Raw genomic sequence first — 15,646 nt, forward strand, 5'->3', positions numbered from 1 at the left:
CTTTCGTGATCGCTTATTTGTTCAGCAGCTCGATCATTTTGTCGGAGCCCATCTTTTTGCAGGTTTCGATAAATTGATCCCAGGTGCTCATGTTGGCCGCGCCCATGACGAATTTAATGAACTGCTGCTCTACGTAGTCGCGGATCGGTACGCCGATCTCGCTCATCGTGTTGGAATCCTCGGGGTCCTTGAAAATTTTCACCGGTCCCGGGCTGATCGCATGATCCTTGTAGAGCAGGAACTGCTGGTGGTACATGTCGTTATCCGGATCTTCCAGCTTGTTGTGAATGTCGAAGTGGTCCGGACGCAAGCCGGTCATGAAGTCGTAGCGCACGCCGAATTCGGCTTTGTGCGTCTCGTTGTCCGGCTTCTCCAGCTTCGGATCGACCAGCTTGTAAATCTTCTGGTCCTCTTCCCAGACGAAGTTCACGCCTTCGATGCCCGCGTTGGCCAGCATCGTGCCGTCCTGGCTGTACAGCCAGTAGTCCAGCGCCTTCAGCAGCGGTTCCGGATCGGACACTTTGGCGTTCACGGCGGAGAAGTTGCTGCAGGCGTTGCGGACGACGGCCGCGCTCGGGCCGTCCTTGACGATCGGCAGAATGCCCGACATCAAGAAGTTCGGATTTCCGTTCTCCTGGCCTCTGAGCGTCATCGTCGCCGAGTTGTTCCAGTAAGAGTAGTAGAAGAAGCCTTTGTCGTTCACGGCGCGCTCTGTCGACTGCGAGTTGTTGGTCAGGAAAAACTCGTTGTCCAGCAGGCCGTCGGCGTACAGGCCGTGCATATATTCCACCAGCTCCTTGAAGCCTTCCTGCTCGGGAGCGAAGCCCCACTGTCCGGCTTCCGGATCGAAAGCGGAATAATAATAGTTCGGCTCGAGAATTTTGCCGTTCCAGCCCGCGAGCACCTGCTGCAGGAATTCGAAGCCGCGGCCGTCGCTGATCCACGGACGGGAGTCCGGATAAGCTTCCTTGATGCGGACAAGCGTGTCGCGCAGCTCGTCGAACGTTTTGGGCGCTTCGAGGTTAAGCGTTTTCAACACGTCCGTGCGGATCATCGGAATTTGTTTGTAGAATCCGAAGCCCTGCGGGTCCGAATCCGGCGCGCATTGGTTCAGCACCTGATACAGCTCGGTGTCGCTGTACTTGTAATCGTTGAACTCCGGATACGTCTCGAACGCCTTTTTCATGTTGGGCATAATGTCGATATAGTCCCACAGATTGAGGAACAGGCCCTTCGGTCCGAATTCGTTGGCCACGTTGATGTTGACGCCGGCGATCAGGTCCGGCAGCTCTCCGGAAGCCATGACTACGTTCAGTTTGTCGCCGTAATTGGATTCGGGCACTTTGATCAAATTCAGCTTGACGTTCGTCCGTCTCTCCAATTCGGGGAGCACGACGAAGGAATCCTTGAAGGGCACACCGCCCAATTCGCGAGCCATAAACGTATATTCCTTTAATTGCTGCGTGACGGGAAGCGCCTGTCCGCCGGAGCCCGGCGCCGTCTTCTGCCATTCTTCCGAAGCGCTTGCGGCCGGAGACGAGGCGGAGCCTCCTCCTTCGTTGCCGGATTTGGCGTTGTTGCCGCCGCTGCAGGCGGCGAGCAAGGCGGTCAGCAGGGCGAGTGCAAGCGTGAGCGCCGCGCCTTTTTTATGGAGCTTTTTCATTCGGATCCTCCCTTTGGCTTTCGTGGTCGTTGATCGGCTGGCCAGCCAATGACTTGAGTATGTCACAGCCGGGCCGCGGGCAAAATAGACAGTCCTTCACCCGTCGGTCAGCATGTGACTTGCGCGGTCCGGAAGGGGGATTCGGGCGTCATGGGGACATTTGGTGACCTTGGAGCGGTCATTTGATGACCTTACTTTTTCATAATCCGATACAGACTGGGAGACAGCCCGGTTATTTTTTTGAACGTGCGGTTAAACGTCCGGCGGTTGCCGATGCCGACCAGCCTGCCGATCTCTTCGACGGACAGGTCGGTCTCCGACATCAGCGTTTTGGCTTTGTCGATGCGCGCTTCGACGACGTAATCCGTGAACGTCTTGCCCGTCTGCTCCCTGAACAGACGCGACAGGTAGTTCGGGTTAAAGCCGAGCGTATCCGCCATTACCTGCAGATCCAGATTTTCGTTCGCGTAGTTCGCTTCGATGTACTCCTCGAGCAGCGTTTTTTTTGTGGCTGCCGGGTTGTTGCTCTGGAGCAGCCGGTTCATGTCCGTCAGCAGAGAGACGAACAGCGCCTTGGCCTCCTCCTTGTCGTACTGCTGGAGCCGCGGGTCCAGCCGGTACTGGAAGCCGAGCTCGACGGACAAGCCGCAATTTTGCATCGCCTTCTCGATTTCGTAGAACAGCACGTTCACGACGCGGTTAAACGTAAAAGGCGTCCAGGATTGGCGCAGGTTCGCTTCCAGCGCCTGATCGACCAGCTCGCGGATATCCTGCTCGTAGCCGTAGGCGATGACGTTTTTCAGCCGTTCCTCGAAATTGTGCGGCCAATGCAGCGCCGGATTGCGGTTCAGCGCGTTCTCGTCGACGAGAAATTCGTCCGGATGCGCATACTGGATTCTGGCCTCGATCTCGCGGTAGACGTCGGCAAGCGCCAGCAAGCTGGGGAGCGGCTCGCTGACCGACAGCGTCAGCCGCAAATAATCGCGGTCCGCCTGGATCAGCTCGTTGATTTCGTCGAAGGCGGCCAGCAAGCGTTCCCGCAGCCGGGCATCGTCGCTGTTGATCACGATGAGGAAGCGGAAATCCTCCATCTCGATGACCATGGCCTGTCCGGAGACCGACGAGCGGATGAAGCTGCCGATAATCGAAGCCATCTTCTTGCGGATCGACTTCTGCGCCTCGTCGGGAAAATCGATGCCGAACGCCCTGCTGTAGTACAGGCGGCAGACGCCCAGCAAATAGAAGGGCAGGTCCATGCGGATATCGTGCTCGCTGAGCAGCTGGAGCACCTCCTGCTCCGTGACCGAGGCGTCTCCGTACAGCACGATGTTTTTGACGATATTTTCCTTGATCATCGGCCTAATGTTGTCGAGCTTGGCCTCCAGCTCTTTTTTTGCGCTTTTAAGCGTTTTCATATTCTCGTTGATAAATTCGATTTCGTCGAAATCGACCTTCGTCTCGTTGTTCGCCAAGATGGCGATAAAGTTCCGGATCGGGCTGTACAGCCTGTTGCTGAAAAAATAAGCCGCGATCAATCCGGAGCCGAGCAGGGCGGCGTTGACGAAAATGAGCAGCACCTTGATGAAGTTGAGCTGGCGGTAAAATTCGTCCTGCGGCACCAGAGAGTAAACCGTCCAACGGGGAAAGGACAGCTCGCTGCCGTACAGCATAAATTTTTTGCCGTCGACGACGATCGCTTGTCCTTCCTTCTCCTCCAGATTCGTCAGTCCGACAAGCTTCTCGTAGGTCTCGTTGCTGTACAGCATCTCGTGGTTCGTATGGGAGACAAGCCGTCCGGTATCGTCCATAATCAACGTTTGCGTGCCCTGAATCATTTTCGTATTGTTCAATACGCCCGCAAGGTACGCTTCCTTCATGTTCATCAACACGCTCGCATGGATGCCTTCGAAGGTTTTGTAGGAGATCGTAATCGGGACGACGTCCGCGTAATCGTCGCTTCGGTCGTAAGCGATGCGAGTCGTGCCGAGCACCTTGAGATATTCGATCGAGTCGGTTTCGTGCCGGATGAAGGGCTCGTCCGCTTCCCGAAAATTGGGGAAAATATCGTAATACTCGCCGACTCTGTACACGCCGTCGTCCGAGATAAGGCGATCGCTTTTCGGTAAATGAATGAGCACGCGCTGCAGGTTTTCCTTGGCCGACTTGAGCGAGATGAGCAGGTTTTGCGTATTTTGCAGCTTGTAGATGTTGTTCGGATTCTGGGTTTCGTAGCCGATGGTGAGATTCTCGATATTGTCGCGATGCATGCTTTTGATAACCAAATAGCTGAGCCGCTCGAGCTCGTAAATATCGTTCTCGATATTCTCGGCGATATTGCGCAAGTTGTTGTTGTTGAAGCTGTTCGTTTCGCTGATGAAGCTGCGCTTGATATAGCTGTACGAGAACAAGCTGATGAAGACGATCGGAATGAGGAACAAGAAATAAATGCGGAAGATTTTGCTGTAGTAGCTTTGCCGGATTTGGCGGTTGTTTCTCTTTCTCTTCATCGGCCGCGGCCTCCCCCTTAACCGTTGGGTATATGATCCGTTCGCCCGGTTCTCGACCGGACAGTGCAAACAGCGAGGCCGTCTCAAAAGGATCCCGTCTTTTGAGACAGCCTCGCTGTCCGATCTCCGTTTCTATTCTATATCGAAGACGCGACTCCTCTCAAATAGACGAAATCCCGCCGTTCCAAATTCCGGTAATCGTAGCCGTCCCGCAGCTCTCCGTGCGACGGATTCAGGCAGATGACCGGGCTGCAGCCGTCCCGGATCGCTTCCCGCACGATGTCCGCGATCGGCCACGTCGCGTCCTCGAGCGACGACTTCCATTTCAGCTTTTTGGAGACCGGGTCCTCCTGCCCGCCTTTGACGTGAAGATAAGAGATGAGCGGCCTCAGCGTGCGGTAGGCCTCCAGCGAAGGGTACGTGCCCATCTGCCATAGATTTTGCACGTCGTACGTCAGGTGCAGCTTGCCCGGCCGGTCCACCAGTTCGAAAAATTCCAGAATCTCTTCCGGCGACGCGAGCAGAGAGCCGTATTCGTTCTCCATGACCGCGCGGTAGCCGGAGCCCGCAATGCGGTCGACGGCTTCCCGATACAGGCCCGGCAGCCAGGGGTAATGCTTGCGCACCTGCTCGACGTGCCCTCCCGGACGCTCCGGCCGGACGATGGCCGGCAGCAGGCGAATGCAGACCGGCTGCAAAATATCGGCGATCGCGATCGCGCGGTCGACGCCCTCCAGATCGTGCCGGACGAAGGCGTCCTTCCCTTTGTCGGCGGGCTCGTGGAACAGCTGCGTGGAGAGACAATAGACGGACAGCCCGCGGGCGGCGATCATTTCGGCCGCTTGCCGGGCTTCGGATACGGTGAGATCGGCAAGCGGCTTGCCGAAGATGGAATCCTTCAGATCCAGCACTTCGATTCCGAGCGCTTGCTGAATGTCCAGGGACTCGGCAAAGTCCGCGGACGCCATGCTGTTCAACATCGTGAACTTGACCATTGGTCAGCCTCCATTGACTATAATTCAATACAATAAAATTTAATTCAATAATGTTGAATTGTCAATGGAATCGACTTGCCGACTTTTCTGTTCGGCCGCCGCCGGGGCGGGCTCCGTTAATCCCGGTCGTCCGCGAACAGCGCCAAATATTCCACGGTGTCCGTCTGGGGGATCAGCATGTGGTCCTCCAGGGAATTGAAATAGATGCCGTCGCCGGGATGGAGCGTGTATTCGACCTGGCCGATCCGGTATTTCATAATGCCGGACAGCATATAGATAAACTCTTCTCCGCGATGGGACAGCGAATGGGCTTTGACCTCGTCCTTGCGGGCGCGGAACAGGTAGGGCTGCATGGCCTTGTCCCTTCTTTCCGACGCGTACGCATAGAAGGAATAGCCCTTGTCCGTCTTGACCCAGCGGTTCGGGTCGCGGGTCTGGTCCGCGGTGTTGAAGATCGTTCCCGGCCGCGGCTGCTCCTCCAGCAGGTCGGATACCCGGATGCCCAGCGCCTCGGAGATTTTCATCAAGGTGGCGACGGGGGGCATCGTTTTGCCGTTTTCTATTTTGGACAGCAGGCTTTTCGTGAATCCGCACTGAAGCGCGATCTCGTCCTGCGTTCGATTTTGCTGCTTGCGAATCAATTTGATCCGGCTTCCGATATCCATATGAATCCTCCTGAATCCTTGCGATATTTTCATTTGAGTATATTTCATAATTGAAGGTTGTTCAATAAAGTTTCCGGATTGACAATTCAATAAAGTTGAATTAAATTAAATATTGATTAAAATAATTCAACATCTGGAGGGGCGCAATGACGAGACGCGGAAAAATATTGCTGATCGGAGCGTTCGACACGAAAGGGGAGGAATACCGTTTCGTTCAGGGGCTGATCGAAGCCCGGGGACATGAGACGGCGGCGATGAATATCGGCGTCATGGGCGAGCCGCGCGGCATCGTCCCCGACTGGGACGCGGACCGCGTGGCCGCGGCCGGAGGCTCGACGCTGGAGGAGCTGCGCGGCCGCAAGGATCGCGGTCATGCGATGACGGTGATGAGCGAAGGGGCCGCGGCGTTGGCCAGGGAGCTGTACGACAGCGGCGGATTCGACGGCGTGCTGGGCATGGGCGGCACGGGCGGCTCCTCGGTGATCAGCGCGGCGCTGCGGGCGCTGCCGGTCGGCGTTCCGAAGGTGCTTGTGTCCACCGCGGCCAGCGGAGATACGCGGGCAATGGTCGGAACGAAGGATATTACGCTGGTGCCGTCCGTTGTCGACGTTGCCGGAGTGAACAGCATAAGCAGGGTGATCTACAGCCGGGCGGCGGGCGCCGTATGCGGCATGGTCGAGCAGCAGCCGGAGGAGAGCCGCGAGGACAAGCCGATCGTGGCGGTGACGATGTTCGGCAATACGACCGAATGCGTCAATCGCTGCGTCGAGCAGCTGACCGAAGCGGGGTACGAATGTCTCGTCTTCCATTGTACGGGAGTCGGCGGTCGGACGATGGAGGATCTTGTGCGCGACGGCAAGATCGCCGCTGTGCTGGATATTACGACGACGGAATGGGCCGACCAGCTGTGCGGCGGCGTGTTCGCCGCCGGGGAGGACCGTCTGGATGCGGCCGGGCAAGCGGGCATCCCCCATCTGGTCGTGCCCGGCTGCGTCGATATGGTGAATTTCGGAGCCAGGGACACCGTTCCGAGCCGTTACGCCGACCGCAACCTGGTCGTATGGAATCCGTCCGTCACGCTGATGCGCACGAACGTCGAGGAGAACCGCCGGCTCGGGGAGATTTTCGCCGAGAAGCTTAATGCTTCCGGCGGGAAGGTTCGCGTGCTGCTTCCGCTGAAAGGCGTCTCCATTCTGGACGGCGAAGACCAGCCGTTCTGGTGGCCCGAAGCGGATTCGGCCATGTTCGAGGCGCTCAAGAGCGGCCTCGACAAGCGGATTCCCGTCGAAGAGCTGGACATTAACATTAACGACCCCCGGTTTTCCGCCAGGGCGGTCGAAGCTTTGCTGGAGATGCTGGCTTAAGCCGGACGGAATGGCGGCATTGAAGAAAGGATGAAGATCATGGCTTCTGGCAGACAGGAAATTATCGATCGGTTAAAAAAGAAGATTGCGGCGGGCGAGCCGGTAATCGGAGCCGGCGCGGGCACGGGGCTGTCGGCCAAGTGCGAGGAAGCGGGCGGCGTCGATCTGATCGTCATCTATAACTCGGGTCGATTCCGCATGGCCGGACGAGGATCGTTGGCCGAGCTGATGCCTTACGGCGATGCGAACGCCATAGTAATGGAAATGGCCGGCGAGGTGCTGACGATCGTCAAGCAGACGCCGGTGCTGGCCGGCGTGTGCGGAACGGACCCGTTCCGGGATATTGGACGGTTTCTGGAGGAGGTGCGGGACAGAGGTTTTGCCGGCATCCAGAACTTCCCCACGGTCGGGTTGTGCGACGGTCTGTTCCGCCAGAACCTGGAGGAGACCGGCATGAGCTACAAGCTGGAAGTCGACATGGTCCGCAAGGCCAGACAGTTGGACCTGCTTACGTCGCCTTACGTGTTTAATCCCGAAGAGGCGGAATGGATGACCGACGCGGGCGCGGACATTATCGTCGCGCATATGGGACTGACGACCAAGGGCGCAATCGGCGCCAAAACGGCGCTGTCGCTGGAGGATACGCCGGCCAAAGTGCAGGAGATCGCCGACGCCGCGCGCCGGATCAACCCGGACGTCATCGTGCTCTGCCACGGCGGTTCGCTGTCCGAGCCGGAGGACGTGTCGTACGTCCTAGAGCGCACCTCGGGCGTCGACGGCTTCTACGGCGCGTCGAGCATGGAACGGCTTCCGACCGAGCTCGCGATCGAAGAACAGATTCGCCGCTTCTCGGGGCTGAAGCTGAAGAGCGTATAGACCAAAATAGAGATAGGAGTGCATCCAAGATGGCTACAGTTACCGATTTAAGAGAACACCGGCATGTGCTGGACATGGACTGGGGCAAAATTCAATGGCTTTGCGGCCAGGAGATCGATCCGGATTGCGAGATGACCTTCGGGATGGTGTTCATTAACGCCGGCGAGACGAATCCGCGCCATGTTCACCCGAACTGCGAAGAGTACATCTTCGTCTTGTCCGGCGAATGCGATCATACGCTGGGCGACGAGAGCTTTCACCTCGAGCCGGGCATGATGCTGCGCATTCCCCGCGGCGTTCCGCACAACGCGACCGTCACGAGCTGGGAGCCCTGCCGCATGATGATCATGTATTCGGCGCCCGACCGCCAGACGATCGGGGAATAATCTCGGCGAGACGGCCCGTTCTGCACGATTGACCACGGCGCTCGCGCACACCTTGCAAGCCTTCGGTGTGCGCGAGCGTTTTGTTTGCCTCCCCCTAACGATCCGTCCCAACGATGCGAACCAGCCAGGGAAGCGTCGGCCCCCTCCCGCCCCTCGCGATATTTCTTCTATAGAACCGCTCCTCTTTTCACGGAATCTTACGAAGCTCCTTGCGGTACTCCGAAGGAGAGAGTCCGCTCCACGAGCGGAACTTCTTGGAGAAGTACAGCGCGTCGCCGTAGCCGACGGACGAGGCGACCTGCTCGATCGTCATGTCCGAGGCGAGCAGCAGCACGGCCCGCTGCATGCGAATGCGCAGCAAATACTGCATCGGCGACAAGCCGGTCGACTGCTTGAACAGCTTGCACAGATGGGTGCGATGATAGCCGAGCATGCTCGCCATACCCGAGACGGAGATCGGCCGGGCGTACTGCAGCGTCAAATATTGCAGCGCCTGCTTCACGACGTGATCCGAATCCGAAGAGGCGGCAGCGGAAGGCGAGAGCCGGTTCTTGGCGCGGGCGGCGCCGAGCTGGTGCAGCAGAAGACGAAGCCAGCCCTCGGCCTCCAGATTGGACAGCTCCGCGCCGAGCGAAGCCTCGAAGCAGCGGCGAAGCTGCTCGTAGGCGTTGCGGAGGTGCGGGTTCAGGCTGCCGGGAACGACGGGGGATTCCGGAGTGACGCCGATCGCTTCCATCGCCGCGGCCGCGCCGGGGCCGTTGAAGGCGAACCAGGCGTAACGCCACGGCGCGCGTTCGTCGGCCTGGTACGAGAACAGCTCGCCGGGAAAGATAAAGAAGGAATCCCCCGTTCCGCAGCGGTAACGGGCGCCGCCGATCGTGAAATCCCCGTGCCCGGACAGCACGGTATGGATCAAATAATAATCGTGAATGGTCGGGCCCATCTTATGAAGGGGAACCGGTTGGGCCTCCCCGCTGAACAGCACGGCAAGCTCGCCGTCCGAAGGGGAAGGATTGATGCTGACGACGTAATCGTCGTGTTCCGGAGTCATCGCGGCCACCTGCCTCGAAGGTTTACTCTCACTATAGCAAACAAACGACAAATGTCCATATAGATGCGCGATGCCTCCATACTCTTACGGGTGCGCTTGCATTACATTGGGAGTAGCCAATCACTTTTCTCAACCGGAGGTTATGAACTTGTCCAAAATTACTTTCATCGGTGCAGGAAGTACGGTTTTCGCCAAAAACGTGCTCGGAGACGTCATGCTTACGCCTGCCCTGCAAGGCTTCGAAATTGCGCTCTACGACATCGATCCGGTCCGTCTGAAGGACTCCGAGAATATTCTCAATAACATCAAAAAGACATCCGGAAGCACCTGCGTCATCCAGTCCTTCAGCGACCGCAAGGAAGCGCTTCGCGGAGCGAAATACGTCGTTAACGCGATCCAGGTAGGCGGCTACGACCCGTGCACGATCACCGACTTCGAGGTGCCGAAAAAGTACGGCCTGCGCCAGACGATTGCGGACACGGTCGGCATCGGCGGCATTTTCCGCAACCTGCGCACGATCCCGGTTATGCTCGACTTCGCCAAGGACATGCGCGAGGTATGTCCGGACGCTCTGTTCCTGAACTATACGAACCCGATGGCCGTATTGACGAACGTGATGAACACCTACGGCGGCGTCAACACGGTCGGCCTGTGCCACAGCGTGCAGGTGTGCGTGCGCGACCTGTTCGATAATCTTGGCATGGATACGGCGGGCGTCAAGTCGAAGATCGCCGGCATCAACCATATGGCCTGGCTGCTGGAAGTGACCAAGGACGGCGTGGACCTGTATCCGGAGATCAAGCGCCGCGCGGCGGAGAAGCAGAAGGAGAAGCATCACGACATGGTCCGCCTGGAGCTGATGCTGAAATTCGGCTACTACATTACGGAATCCTCCGAGCACAACGCCGAGTATCATCCGTACTTCATCAAGCGCAATTACCCGGAGCTGATCGAGCGCTTCAACATTCCGCTGGACGAATATCCGCGCCGCTGCGTCGAGCAGATCAGCAGATGGGAGAAAATGCGCGAGGAGCTGCTGCACGATTCCAATCTGACGCACGAGCGCTCCCACGAATACGCCTCCTACATTCTCGAGGCGATCGAGACGGACGTGCCGTTCAAGATCGGCGGCAACGTGATGAACACCGGCGGCCTGATCGCCAACCTGCCGCGCGAAGCGTGCGTCGAAGTGCCGTGCCTCGTCGACCGCTCCGGCGTGAACCCGACGTATGTCGGCAATCTGCCGCCGCAGCTCGCCGCGCTCAACCGCACGAACATCAACACGCAGCTGCTGACGATCGAAGCCGCGATCACGGGCAAGAGAGAGCACGTTTACCATGCGGCGCTGCTGGATCCGCATACGTCCGCCGAGCTGTCGATGGACGACATCGTCTCCTTGTGCGACGATCTGATCGAGGCGCACGGGGATTGGCTGCCGAAGTTCTCTGTGGTATAGTACGTAGGTAACGCCAATAACCATAACCGAAGAAGAAAATCCGGAACGCCCTGGCGGCGCGCCGGGAGAGGTTCGCGAACTCCCTCTATAAAAAACTAAGGAAAACGAACGCATGATTGCCGACAGAAGGCTGTCTTGCGAGCAGAACGGCCGCGGAGGATCGTTGAACGGCAGGCGAAGCAAGCGCCTGCCGGGATCGGCGATAGACCCGAAGCCACCGGCCTGCTCGCGGGATAGCCCTTAGCCGTCGGTATAGCGCCGTTTTTTTCATGTTGCTGTAGCGGAACGGTTGACCAGCGAATTCTCTTTCTTCACACAAGGAAGGGGATTTTTTTATGCGCAAGCCCGAACAAATGCAGGACCTCACGCAACTCGGCAATCAGGGAACGAAGTACGCGTTCGCGTACGATCCGGGCATTCTGGAGACGTTCGACAACAAGCACCCGGGACGGGACTACTTCGTCAAGTTCAACTGCCCCGAATTCACCAGCCTGTGCCCGATCACGGGCCAGCCCGATTTCGCGACGCTGTACATCTCGTACATCCCGGACCGGAAAATGGTGGAAAGCAAGTCGCTGAAGCTGTATCTGTTCAGCTTTCGGAACCATGGGGACTTCCACGAGGACTGCATGAACATCATTATGAACGATCTGATCGCCCTGATGAATCCGCGCTATATCGAGGTGTGGGGCAAGTTTACGCCGCGCGGCGGCATTTCGATCGATCCTTACTGCAATTGGGGACAGCCGGACACCAAGTACGAGCGGATGGCCGAGCACCGGCTGCTCAACCACGACCTGTACCCGGAGAAGGTGGATAACCGATGAAGAGAGGCTATGGGGTAAAAGTATCGCTGATCGCGCTCTACCTGCTCGCCATCGTCGCCGCCAACGTCGTCACCGCGGCATACGCGCCCGTCCGGCTCGGCTACTTGATCATTCCCGCGGGCTCGTTCCTGATCGGCGCGACGTTTATTTTCCGCGATCTCGTGCAGAACGTCATCGGACGCCGCAACACCTACATCGTCATCGTGACGGCGATGGCGATCTCCGCGCTCAGCTCGTTCCTGCTGGACGACACGCTGTGGATCGTGGGCGCTTCGGCTCTCACCTTCCTGTTCTCGGAGACGGCGGACACCGAAATCTATACCCGGCTCAAGCTGCCGATGTCGCTGCGGGTCATGTACAGCGGCATCGTCGGGGGCGCGGTCGACAGCGTCGTCTTCGTTGTCGTCGGACTGTCTCCGCTCGGCGCCGGTTTCCTGCCCTGGAGCCTGGTCGGCTACGCCGTCGCCGGACAAATCTTCGTCAAGATCGGCATGCAGCTTCTCGGCGCGATCGTCATTCAGCTTCTGCCGCGGACCCGGAGGACCGCGGTCTGATCGCGGCGCGGCCGCCGCGGCTTAACCCGCGGCGTTCGGCTCCGGCAGGGGAAGCGTGATGGCGAGCTCGCAGCCCATCGGTTCTCCGTCGGCATTCTCGGACGAACGGACGGAGAGAGCGCCGCCGAGCAGATGGATACGCTCCGTCATCGCGGTCAGGCCGAAGCCGGGCCTCGCATCGGCGAACGGCTTCCCGTCGTTCCACAGCCGAATTTCCAACGCGTCGCCGACAGGAAGCAGCGAATAGCGAAATCTGCTGCACTGCGCATGCCGGATGCCGTTCGTCAGTCCCTCCTGCAGCGCATGGTAGACGACCTGTTCGGCCGGCTTGCCCAGCGGCAGCGGAATCACGATTTCCGCTTCGATCTCCACCTCCATCGTCTCGATCGTTTCGCGAATCAGCTCGCGCAGGGCGTCCTCCAGCTTGTCCGGTATTTTCTCGTTTTTGAGCCTGCGCACCGTTTTGCGAATGTCGTCGAGACCTTTGCGCACGAGACCGCCGACGGTGTCCAGCTTGCCGAGCGGGAGCTTGTCCTCCCGTTCGGCTATTTTTTTGCTCGCCTCCAGCTGCACGATCGCCGCGGTCAGCGTATGTCCGACGACGTCGTGCATCTCGTGGGCGATCCGGTTGCGCTCCTCCAGCACGGATACTTCGGCCAGCGTCTCCGCCTTCTCGCGCAGCGTGACGGACAGGAAACGATTGGCTTCCTCCAGCTGTTCCGTACGTCTCTCCACCAACCGTTCCAGATTGTGATGGAACTGCTCCAGCTCGTTATTTTTTTCCAGCAGGTCCCTGGCGTTCCGCTCCGACTCCACATAGACGCGGCTTACCCGATGAACCAAAATCATGGTCATGCCGAGCATAAACAGAAACAGGCCGTTCGCCAGCACATTGGTGAGCACGAGGATAGAGTACGAGTAAGCGGACGAAAGCAGGTTCAATTCCGCGGCGTAATTGGCGAGGATGTGCCCAAGGCCGCCGGCGACCAGCACCGCGTACCCTCTGAGCAGCCATCTTCTCTCGCCCGCCGACTGTCCTTCGGACGGATACCGGACGATGGCGAACGTGACGACCCCGACCGCAAGCAGCGCGAGCCAGGGAAAGCCGGTGGTCAGCATTTTCCAATAGAGCGTCGGACGGTTCAGACCGGCGATCAGGCAGGCGAACGCATAGAGGAGCAGTCCGATTTTGACGATTCGCAGCGGCAGCCGCCTGGCCGCGCCGAGCACTTCGGCATACAGTCCGACGAACGAATACACGCCAAACGCCAGCAGAAGGTCCTTCCAGTAATAGAGAGAACCGACATTAACGTACCATTGCAGGGAGACGCACAGAAACAGAAGGCCGCAGCCGGCGCAGAACGCCAGACTCGCGAACCACAGGATCAGCCTTTCCCTCCGTCTGGCAAACAGCGCAAGACCGATCGCGAAGGCGAGCAGGCAGATAATCGAGTAGACATAACGAAGAACGTCCGCGCGAAAGAACAGGCTGAACACCTGGTTCGGGTTGCCGGCATAAATCCAGGAGTCGCCCAGAAACTTCAGGCGGTCCCACTCGAAGCGGATCGTCAGCTTCCTGCCTTCGTCCTCCGGAGACAGACGGATCGGATGCCGCGTCATCAAATAATGGTTGTATACCGGATCGTCATCCATATGGAAACGATAAACCTCGCGTCCGTCCAGCGACACCGCGAAGCGATTCATGCCTCCGATATAGAGATGGGGGTCCCGCCACGGCAGCTCGGGCAGGTCGCGGCGCACCCACAGCTCGCCCGAATACCGCTCCAGCTTGCTCCATTCCGCGGGTCCGAACGGCTGCCAGTCACTATCTGTCGTCGGCTGGTTTGGCCCGTAATGGACCTCCCAATATTTCGACAAGGTCGCGATAGGAGCGTCGCGGCTCACGAACGCAGTGGAGGGGGGCAGAAGAAAGGAGGGGAGCATCAGGCCCAGCGTCGCCGCGCATACGACCAGCCAGACGAGGAGGGAAAGCTTGCCGCTTCTCATGAAATGACGTACTCCTTCGGACGGCGGATCGCCGCCATACGGTCTTGAGTTCTTTTTCTAGATTAACACAGGATGGCCCCTAGCGGAGGGACCATCCTGCGATCTCATGACCGATATGACCAAAACCGATGACGAACGTCACGACCGACGGCGCGTCGGGCCCCGCGGCGATACTCCGAATGGCTTGATGTCAGGGAGCGCGCCTTGTTTCTTGGGTTAGATTCTGCAAATTTCCTCCGGACAAGTCGGACACGTGTTGCAGCGGCAGACCTGCTGCAAGGCGCTGAGACTGCGGATGATGATTTTCCCGTAACGGAAATCGAGAATGTCCTTTTCCTTGAACTCGTTAAGCATCCGGTTCACGCTCTCGCGCGTCGCTCCGATGAAATCGGCCAGCTCCGCGTGAGTCAGCTTCATATCGATGCGGATGCCGTAGGCCTCCGCCACGCCGAACGAATTGCTCAGCCGGATCAAGGTCGACGCCAGGGCGCCAGGCTTGCCGAACAGCAGCAGATCGCGGAATTTCGATTGCGTAACCCGGTGGTTGTACGCCATCCAGCCCATAAAGCCGAACGCCAGCTCTCCGTCCTGACGCATCGCCGCTTCCAGCTCGTGCCGGCTGATGACGCCGATCTCGGCGTTGTCCGTCACTTCCGCGGTAAAGGCGTATTGAAGGCCCGACTGTCCCGCCGCGAATTCGCAGATCATGTCCCCCGCCTGCAAAATCGACAGAATGTACTCCTTGCCGTCCTCGGTCGATTTCCGCAGCTTAACCCTTCCGTTGCGAACGTAGTATGCATGCTCCGCTTCGTCGCCTTCCCAGAACAGGAAACCGCCAGCGGGGACCCGCATGGGAACCATGACGCTTTCCAGACGTTCGAACTGCTTCGGTCCGCAGAAATTCGCGATCCCCATATGTCCGGGGCAGGCCCGAACCCCCGTCCGTTCATTCGTTGTCGCTATCGCCAGCCCGTTGCCGCTGCCCATCGCTGCCATCTCCCCTCGTTCTGTTACCTCTATCGTACCTTGCGGAGGAAATGAATGTTATCCGGGAATACGCTGAAATGCGAAAAGGGAATTCCCCTATTTTTCTGTGAGGAATATCACATTTTGAACGACTTTGCTCCATCGCGGGGATAATTTTATTGCGGTCGGAGAGCGTCGAAGGCGGCAGGGGAGCGGTCTGTCAGGCCGTTAAAGTGTGCGGCGGAGAGCGGATGAGCGGTTTAGCGGTCTGCTGGACCGTTAAAGTGTGTGGTGGAGGGCGAATGAGCGGTTTAGCGGTCTGCTGGACC

The 15,646-nt window shown here is 58.5% G+C and carries 13 protein-coding genes and 1 riboswitch; of the genes, 6 read left to right on the forward strand and 7 right to left on the reverse strand.

Annotation, left to right across the window (positions count from 1 at the left end; translation table 11 throughout):
* Nucleotides 1-13: 13 nt before the first annotated feature.
* The 4 genes from ACFFT4_RS11895 to ACFFT4_RS11910 all read right to left on the reverse strand — a co-directional run bounded on the left by ACFFT4_RS11895 (nucleotide 14) and on the right by ACFFT4_RS11910 (nucleotide 5,830).
* Nucleotides 14-1,663 carry an extracellular solute-binding protein gene (locus tag ACFFT4_RS11895; protein ID WP_378047860.1) on the reverse strand — a complete coding sequence of 550 codons (1,650 nt, stop codon included), beginning with the start codon at nucleotides 1,661-1,663 and terminating at the stop codon, nucleotides 14-16.
* A gap of 191 nt (nucleotides 1,664-1,854) precedes the next feature.
* Nucleotides 1,855-4,170 carry a helix-turn-helix domain-containing protein gene (locus ACFFT4_RS11900; RefSeq protein WP_378047862.1) on the reverse strand — a complete coding sequence of 772 codons (2,316 nt, stop codon included), beginning with the start codon at nucleotides 4,168-4,170 and terminating at the stop codon, nucleotides 1,855-1,857.
* A gap of 137 nt (nucleotides 4,171-4,307) precedes the next feature.
* Nucleotides 4,308-5,165 (reverse strand): sugar phosphate isomerase/epimerase family protein, encoded by an 858-nt coding sequence (locus tag ACFFT4_RS11905; protein WP_378047864.1) that lies wholly within the window; start codon nucleotides 5,163-5,165, stop codon nucleotides 4,308-4,310.
* Between the two features lie 116 nt (nucleotides 5,166-5,281).
* The gene (locus tag ACFFT4_RS11910) at nucleotides 5,282-5,830 is read right to left on the reverse strand and encodes a helix-turn-helix domain-containing protein (protein ID WP_378047866.1); all 549 of its coding nucleotides are present in this window, start codon (nucleotides 5,828-5,830) and stop codon (nucleotides 5,282-5,284) included.
* 146 nt (nucleotides 5,831-5,976) lie between these two features.
* Between ACFFT4_RS11910 and ACFFT4_RS11915 the strand changes: the two genes are divergently transcribed.
* The 3 genes from ACFFT4_RS11915 to ACFFT4_RS11925 are packed head-to-tail and all read left to right on the forward strand — an operon-like array spanning nucleotide 5,977 to nucleotide 8,456.
* Nucleotides 5,977-7,194, forward strand: a complete 1,218-nt coding sequence (locus tag ACFFT4_RS11915) for a Tm-1-like ATP-binding domain-containing protein (protein WP_378047868.1) — start codon at nucleotides 5,977-5,979, stop codon at nucleotides 7,192-7,194.
* Nucleotides 7,195-7,233: 39 nt separating this feature from the next.
* Entirely contained in the window at nucleotides 7,234-8,070 is an 837-nt protein-coding gene (locus ACFFT4_RS11920; protein ID WP_378047870.1) for a phosphoenolpyruvate hydrolase family protein, read from the forward strand.
* Between the two features lie 29 nt (nucleotides 8,071-8,099).
* A complete protein-coding gene (locus ACFFT4_RS11925; protein ID WP_378047871.1) occupies nucleotides 8,100-8,456 on the forward strand; it encodes a cupin domain-containing protein in 357 nt (118 codons plus the stop codon).
* Between the two features lie 187 nt (nucleotides 8,457-8,643).
* Here ACFFT4_RS11925 and ACFFT4_RS11930 read toward each other — a convergent pair whose 3' ends face one another.
* The gene (locus ACFFT4_RS11930) at nucleotides 8,644-9,507 is read right to left on the reverse strand and encodes a helix-turn-helix transcriptional regulator (RefSeq protein WP_378047873.1); all 864 of its coding nucleotides are present in this window, start codon (nucleotides 9,505-9,507) and stop codon (nucleotides 8,644-8,646) included.
* Between the two features lie 148 nt (nucleotides 9,508-9,655).
* On the opposite strand from ACFFT4_RS11930, the gene ACFFT4_RS11935 reads away from it, so the two are divergent.
* From ACFFT4_RS11935 to ACFFT4_RS11945, 3 genes are all read left to right on the forward strand, one after another.
* A complete protein-coding gene (locus ACFFT4_RS11935) occupies nucleotides 9,656-10,963 on the forward strand; it encodes an alpha-glucosidase/alpha-galactosidase (protein ID WP_378047875.1) in 1,308 nt (435 codons plus the stop codon).
* A 61-nt stretch (nucleotides 10,964-11,024) separates the two neighbouring features.
* Nucleotides 11,025-11,068, forward strand: a riboswitch (PreQ1 riboswitch).
* Nucleotides 11,069-11,298: 230 nt separating this feature from the next.
* Nucleotides 11,299-11,790 carry a preQ(1) synthase gene (gene queF, locus ACFFT4_RS11940; RefSeq protein WP_378047876.1) on the forward strand — a complete coding sequence of 164 codons (492 nt, stop codon included), beginning with the start codon at nucleotides 11,299-11,301 and terminating at the stop codon, nucleotides 11,788-11,790.
* Nucleotides 11,787-12,344: a VUT family protein gene (locus ACFFT4_RS11945; RefSeq protein WP_378047878.1), complete on the forward strand. Its 558-nt coding sequence runs from the start codon at nucleotides 11,787-11,789 to the stop codon at nucleotides 12,342-12,344. Before queF ends, ACFFT4_RS11945 begins: the two co-directional genes overlap by 4 nt.
* Nucleotides 12,345-12,365: 21 nt before the next feature.
* On the opposite strand, the gene ACFFT4_RS11950 is transcribed toward ACFFT4_RS11945, so the two are convergent.
* Complete coding sequence (locus ACFFT4_RS11950) at nucleotides 12,366-14,351, reverse strand: sensor histidine kinase (RefSeq protein ID WP_378047879.1); 1,986 nt, start codon at nucleotides 14,349-14,351, stop codon at nucleotides 12,366-12,368.
* 216 nt (nucleotides 14,352-14,567) lie between these two features.
* Complete coding sequence (locus ACFFT4_RS11955; RefSeq protein ID WP_378047881.1) at nucleotides 14,568-15,338, reverse strand: Crp/Fnr family transcriptional regulator; 771 nt, start codon at nucleotides 15,336-15,338, stop codon at nucleotides 14,568-14,570.
* Nucleotides 15,339-15,646: the final 308 nt, after the last annotated feature.

The sequence above is a fragment of the Cohnella cellulosilytica genome (assembly GCF_042431195.1).
GTDB lineage: Bacteria > Bacillota > Bacilli > Paenibacillales > Paenibacillaceae > Cohnella > Cohnella cellulosilytica.

Bases quoted from the DNA above. Each gene is read 5' to 3' on its own strand.
- ACFFT4_RS11955 (WP_378047881.1), bottom strand. From the start codon at position 15,338: ATGGGCAGCGGCAACGGGCTGGCGATAGCGACAACGAATGAACGGACG.
- ACFFT4_RS11910 (WP_378047866.1), bottom strand. From the start codon at position 5,830: ATGGATATCGGAAGCCGGATCAAATTGATTCGCAAGCAGCAAAATCGA.
- ACFFT4_RS11915 (WP_378047868.1), top strand. From the start codon at position 5,977: ATGACGAGACGCGGAAAAATATTGCTGATCGGAGCGTTCGACACGAAA.
- ACFFT4_RS11950 (WP_378047879.1), bottom strand. From the start codon at position 14,351: ATGAGAAGCGGCAAGCTTTCCCTCCTCGTCTGGCTGGTCGTATGCGCG.
- queF (WP_378047876.1), top strand. From the start codon at position 11,299: ATGCGCAAGCCCGAACAAATGCAGGACCTCACGCAACTCGGCAATCAG.
- ACFFT4_RS11920 (WP_378047870.1), top strand. From the start codon at position 7,234: ATGGCTTCTGGCAGACAGGAAATTATCGATCGGTTAAAAAAGAAGATT.
- ACFFT4_RS11930 (WP_378047873.1), bottom strand. From the start codon at position 9,507: ATGACTCCGGAACACGACGATTACGTCGTCAGCATCAATCCTTCCCCT.
- ACFFT4_RS11945 (WP_378047878.1), top strand. From the start codon at position 11,787: ATGAAGAGAGGCTATGGGGTAAAAGTATCGCTGATCGCGCTCTACCTG.
- ACFFT4_RS11905 (WP_378047864.1), bottom strand. From the start codon at position 5,165: ATGGTCAAGTTCACGATGTTGAACAGCATGGCGTCCGCGGACTTTGCC.
- ACFFT4_RS11925 (WP_378047871.1), top strand. From the start codon at position 8,100: ATGGCTACAGTTACCGATTTAAGAGAACACCGGCATGTGCTGGACATG.
- ACFFT4_RS11900 (WP_378047862.1), bottom strand. From the start codon at position 4,170: ATGAAGAGAAAGAGAAACAACCGCCAAATCCGGCAAAGCTACTACAGC.
- ACFFT4_RS11895 (WP_378047860.1), bottom strand. From the start codon at position 1,663: ATGAAAAAGCTCCATAAAAAAGGCGCGGCGCTCACGCTTGCACTCGCC.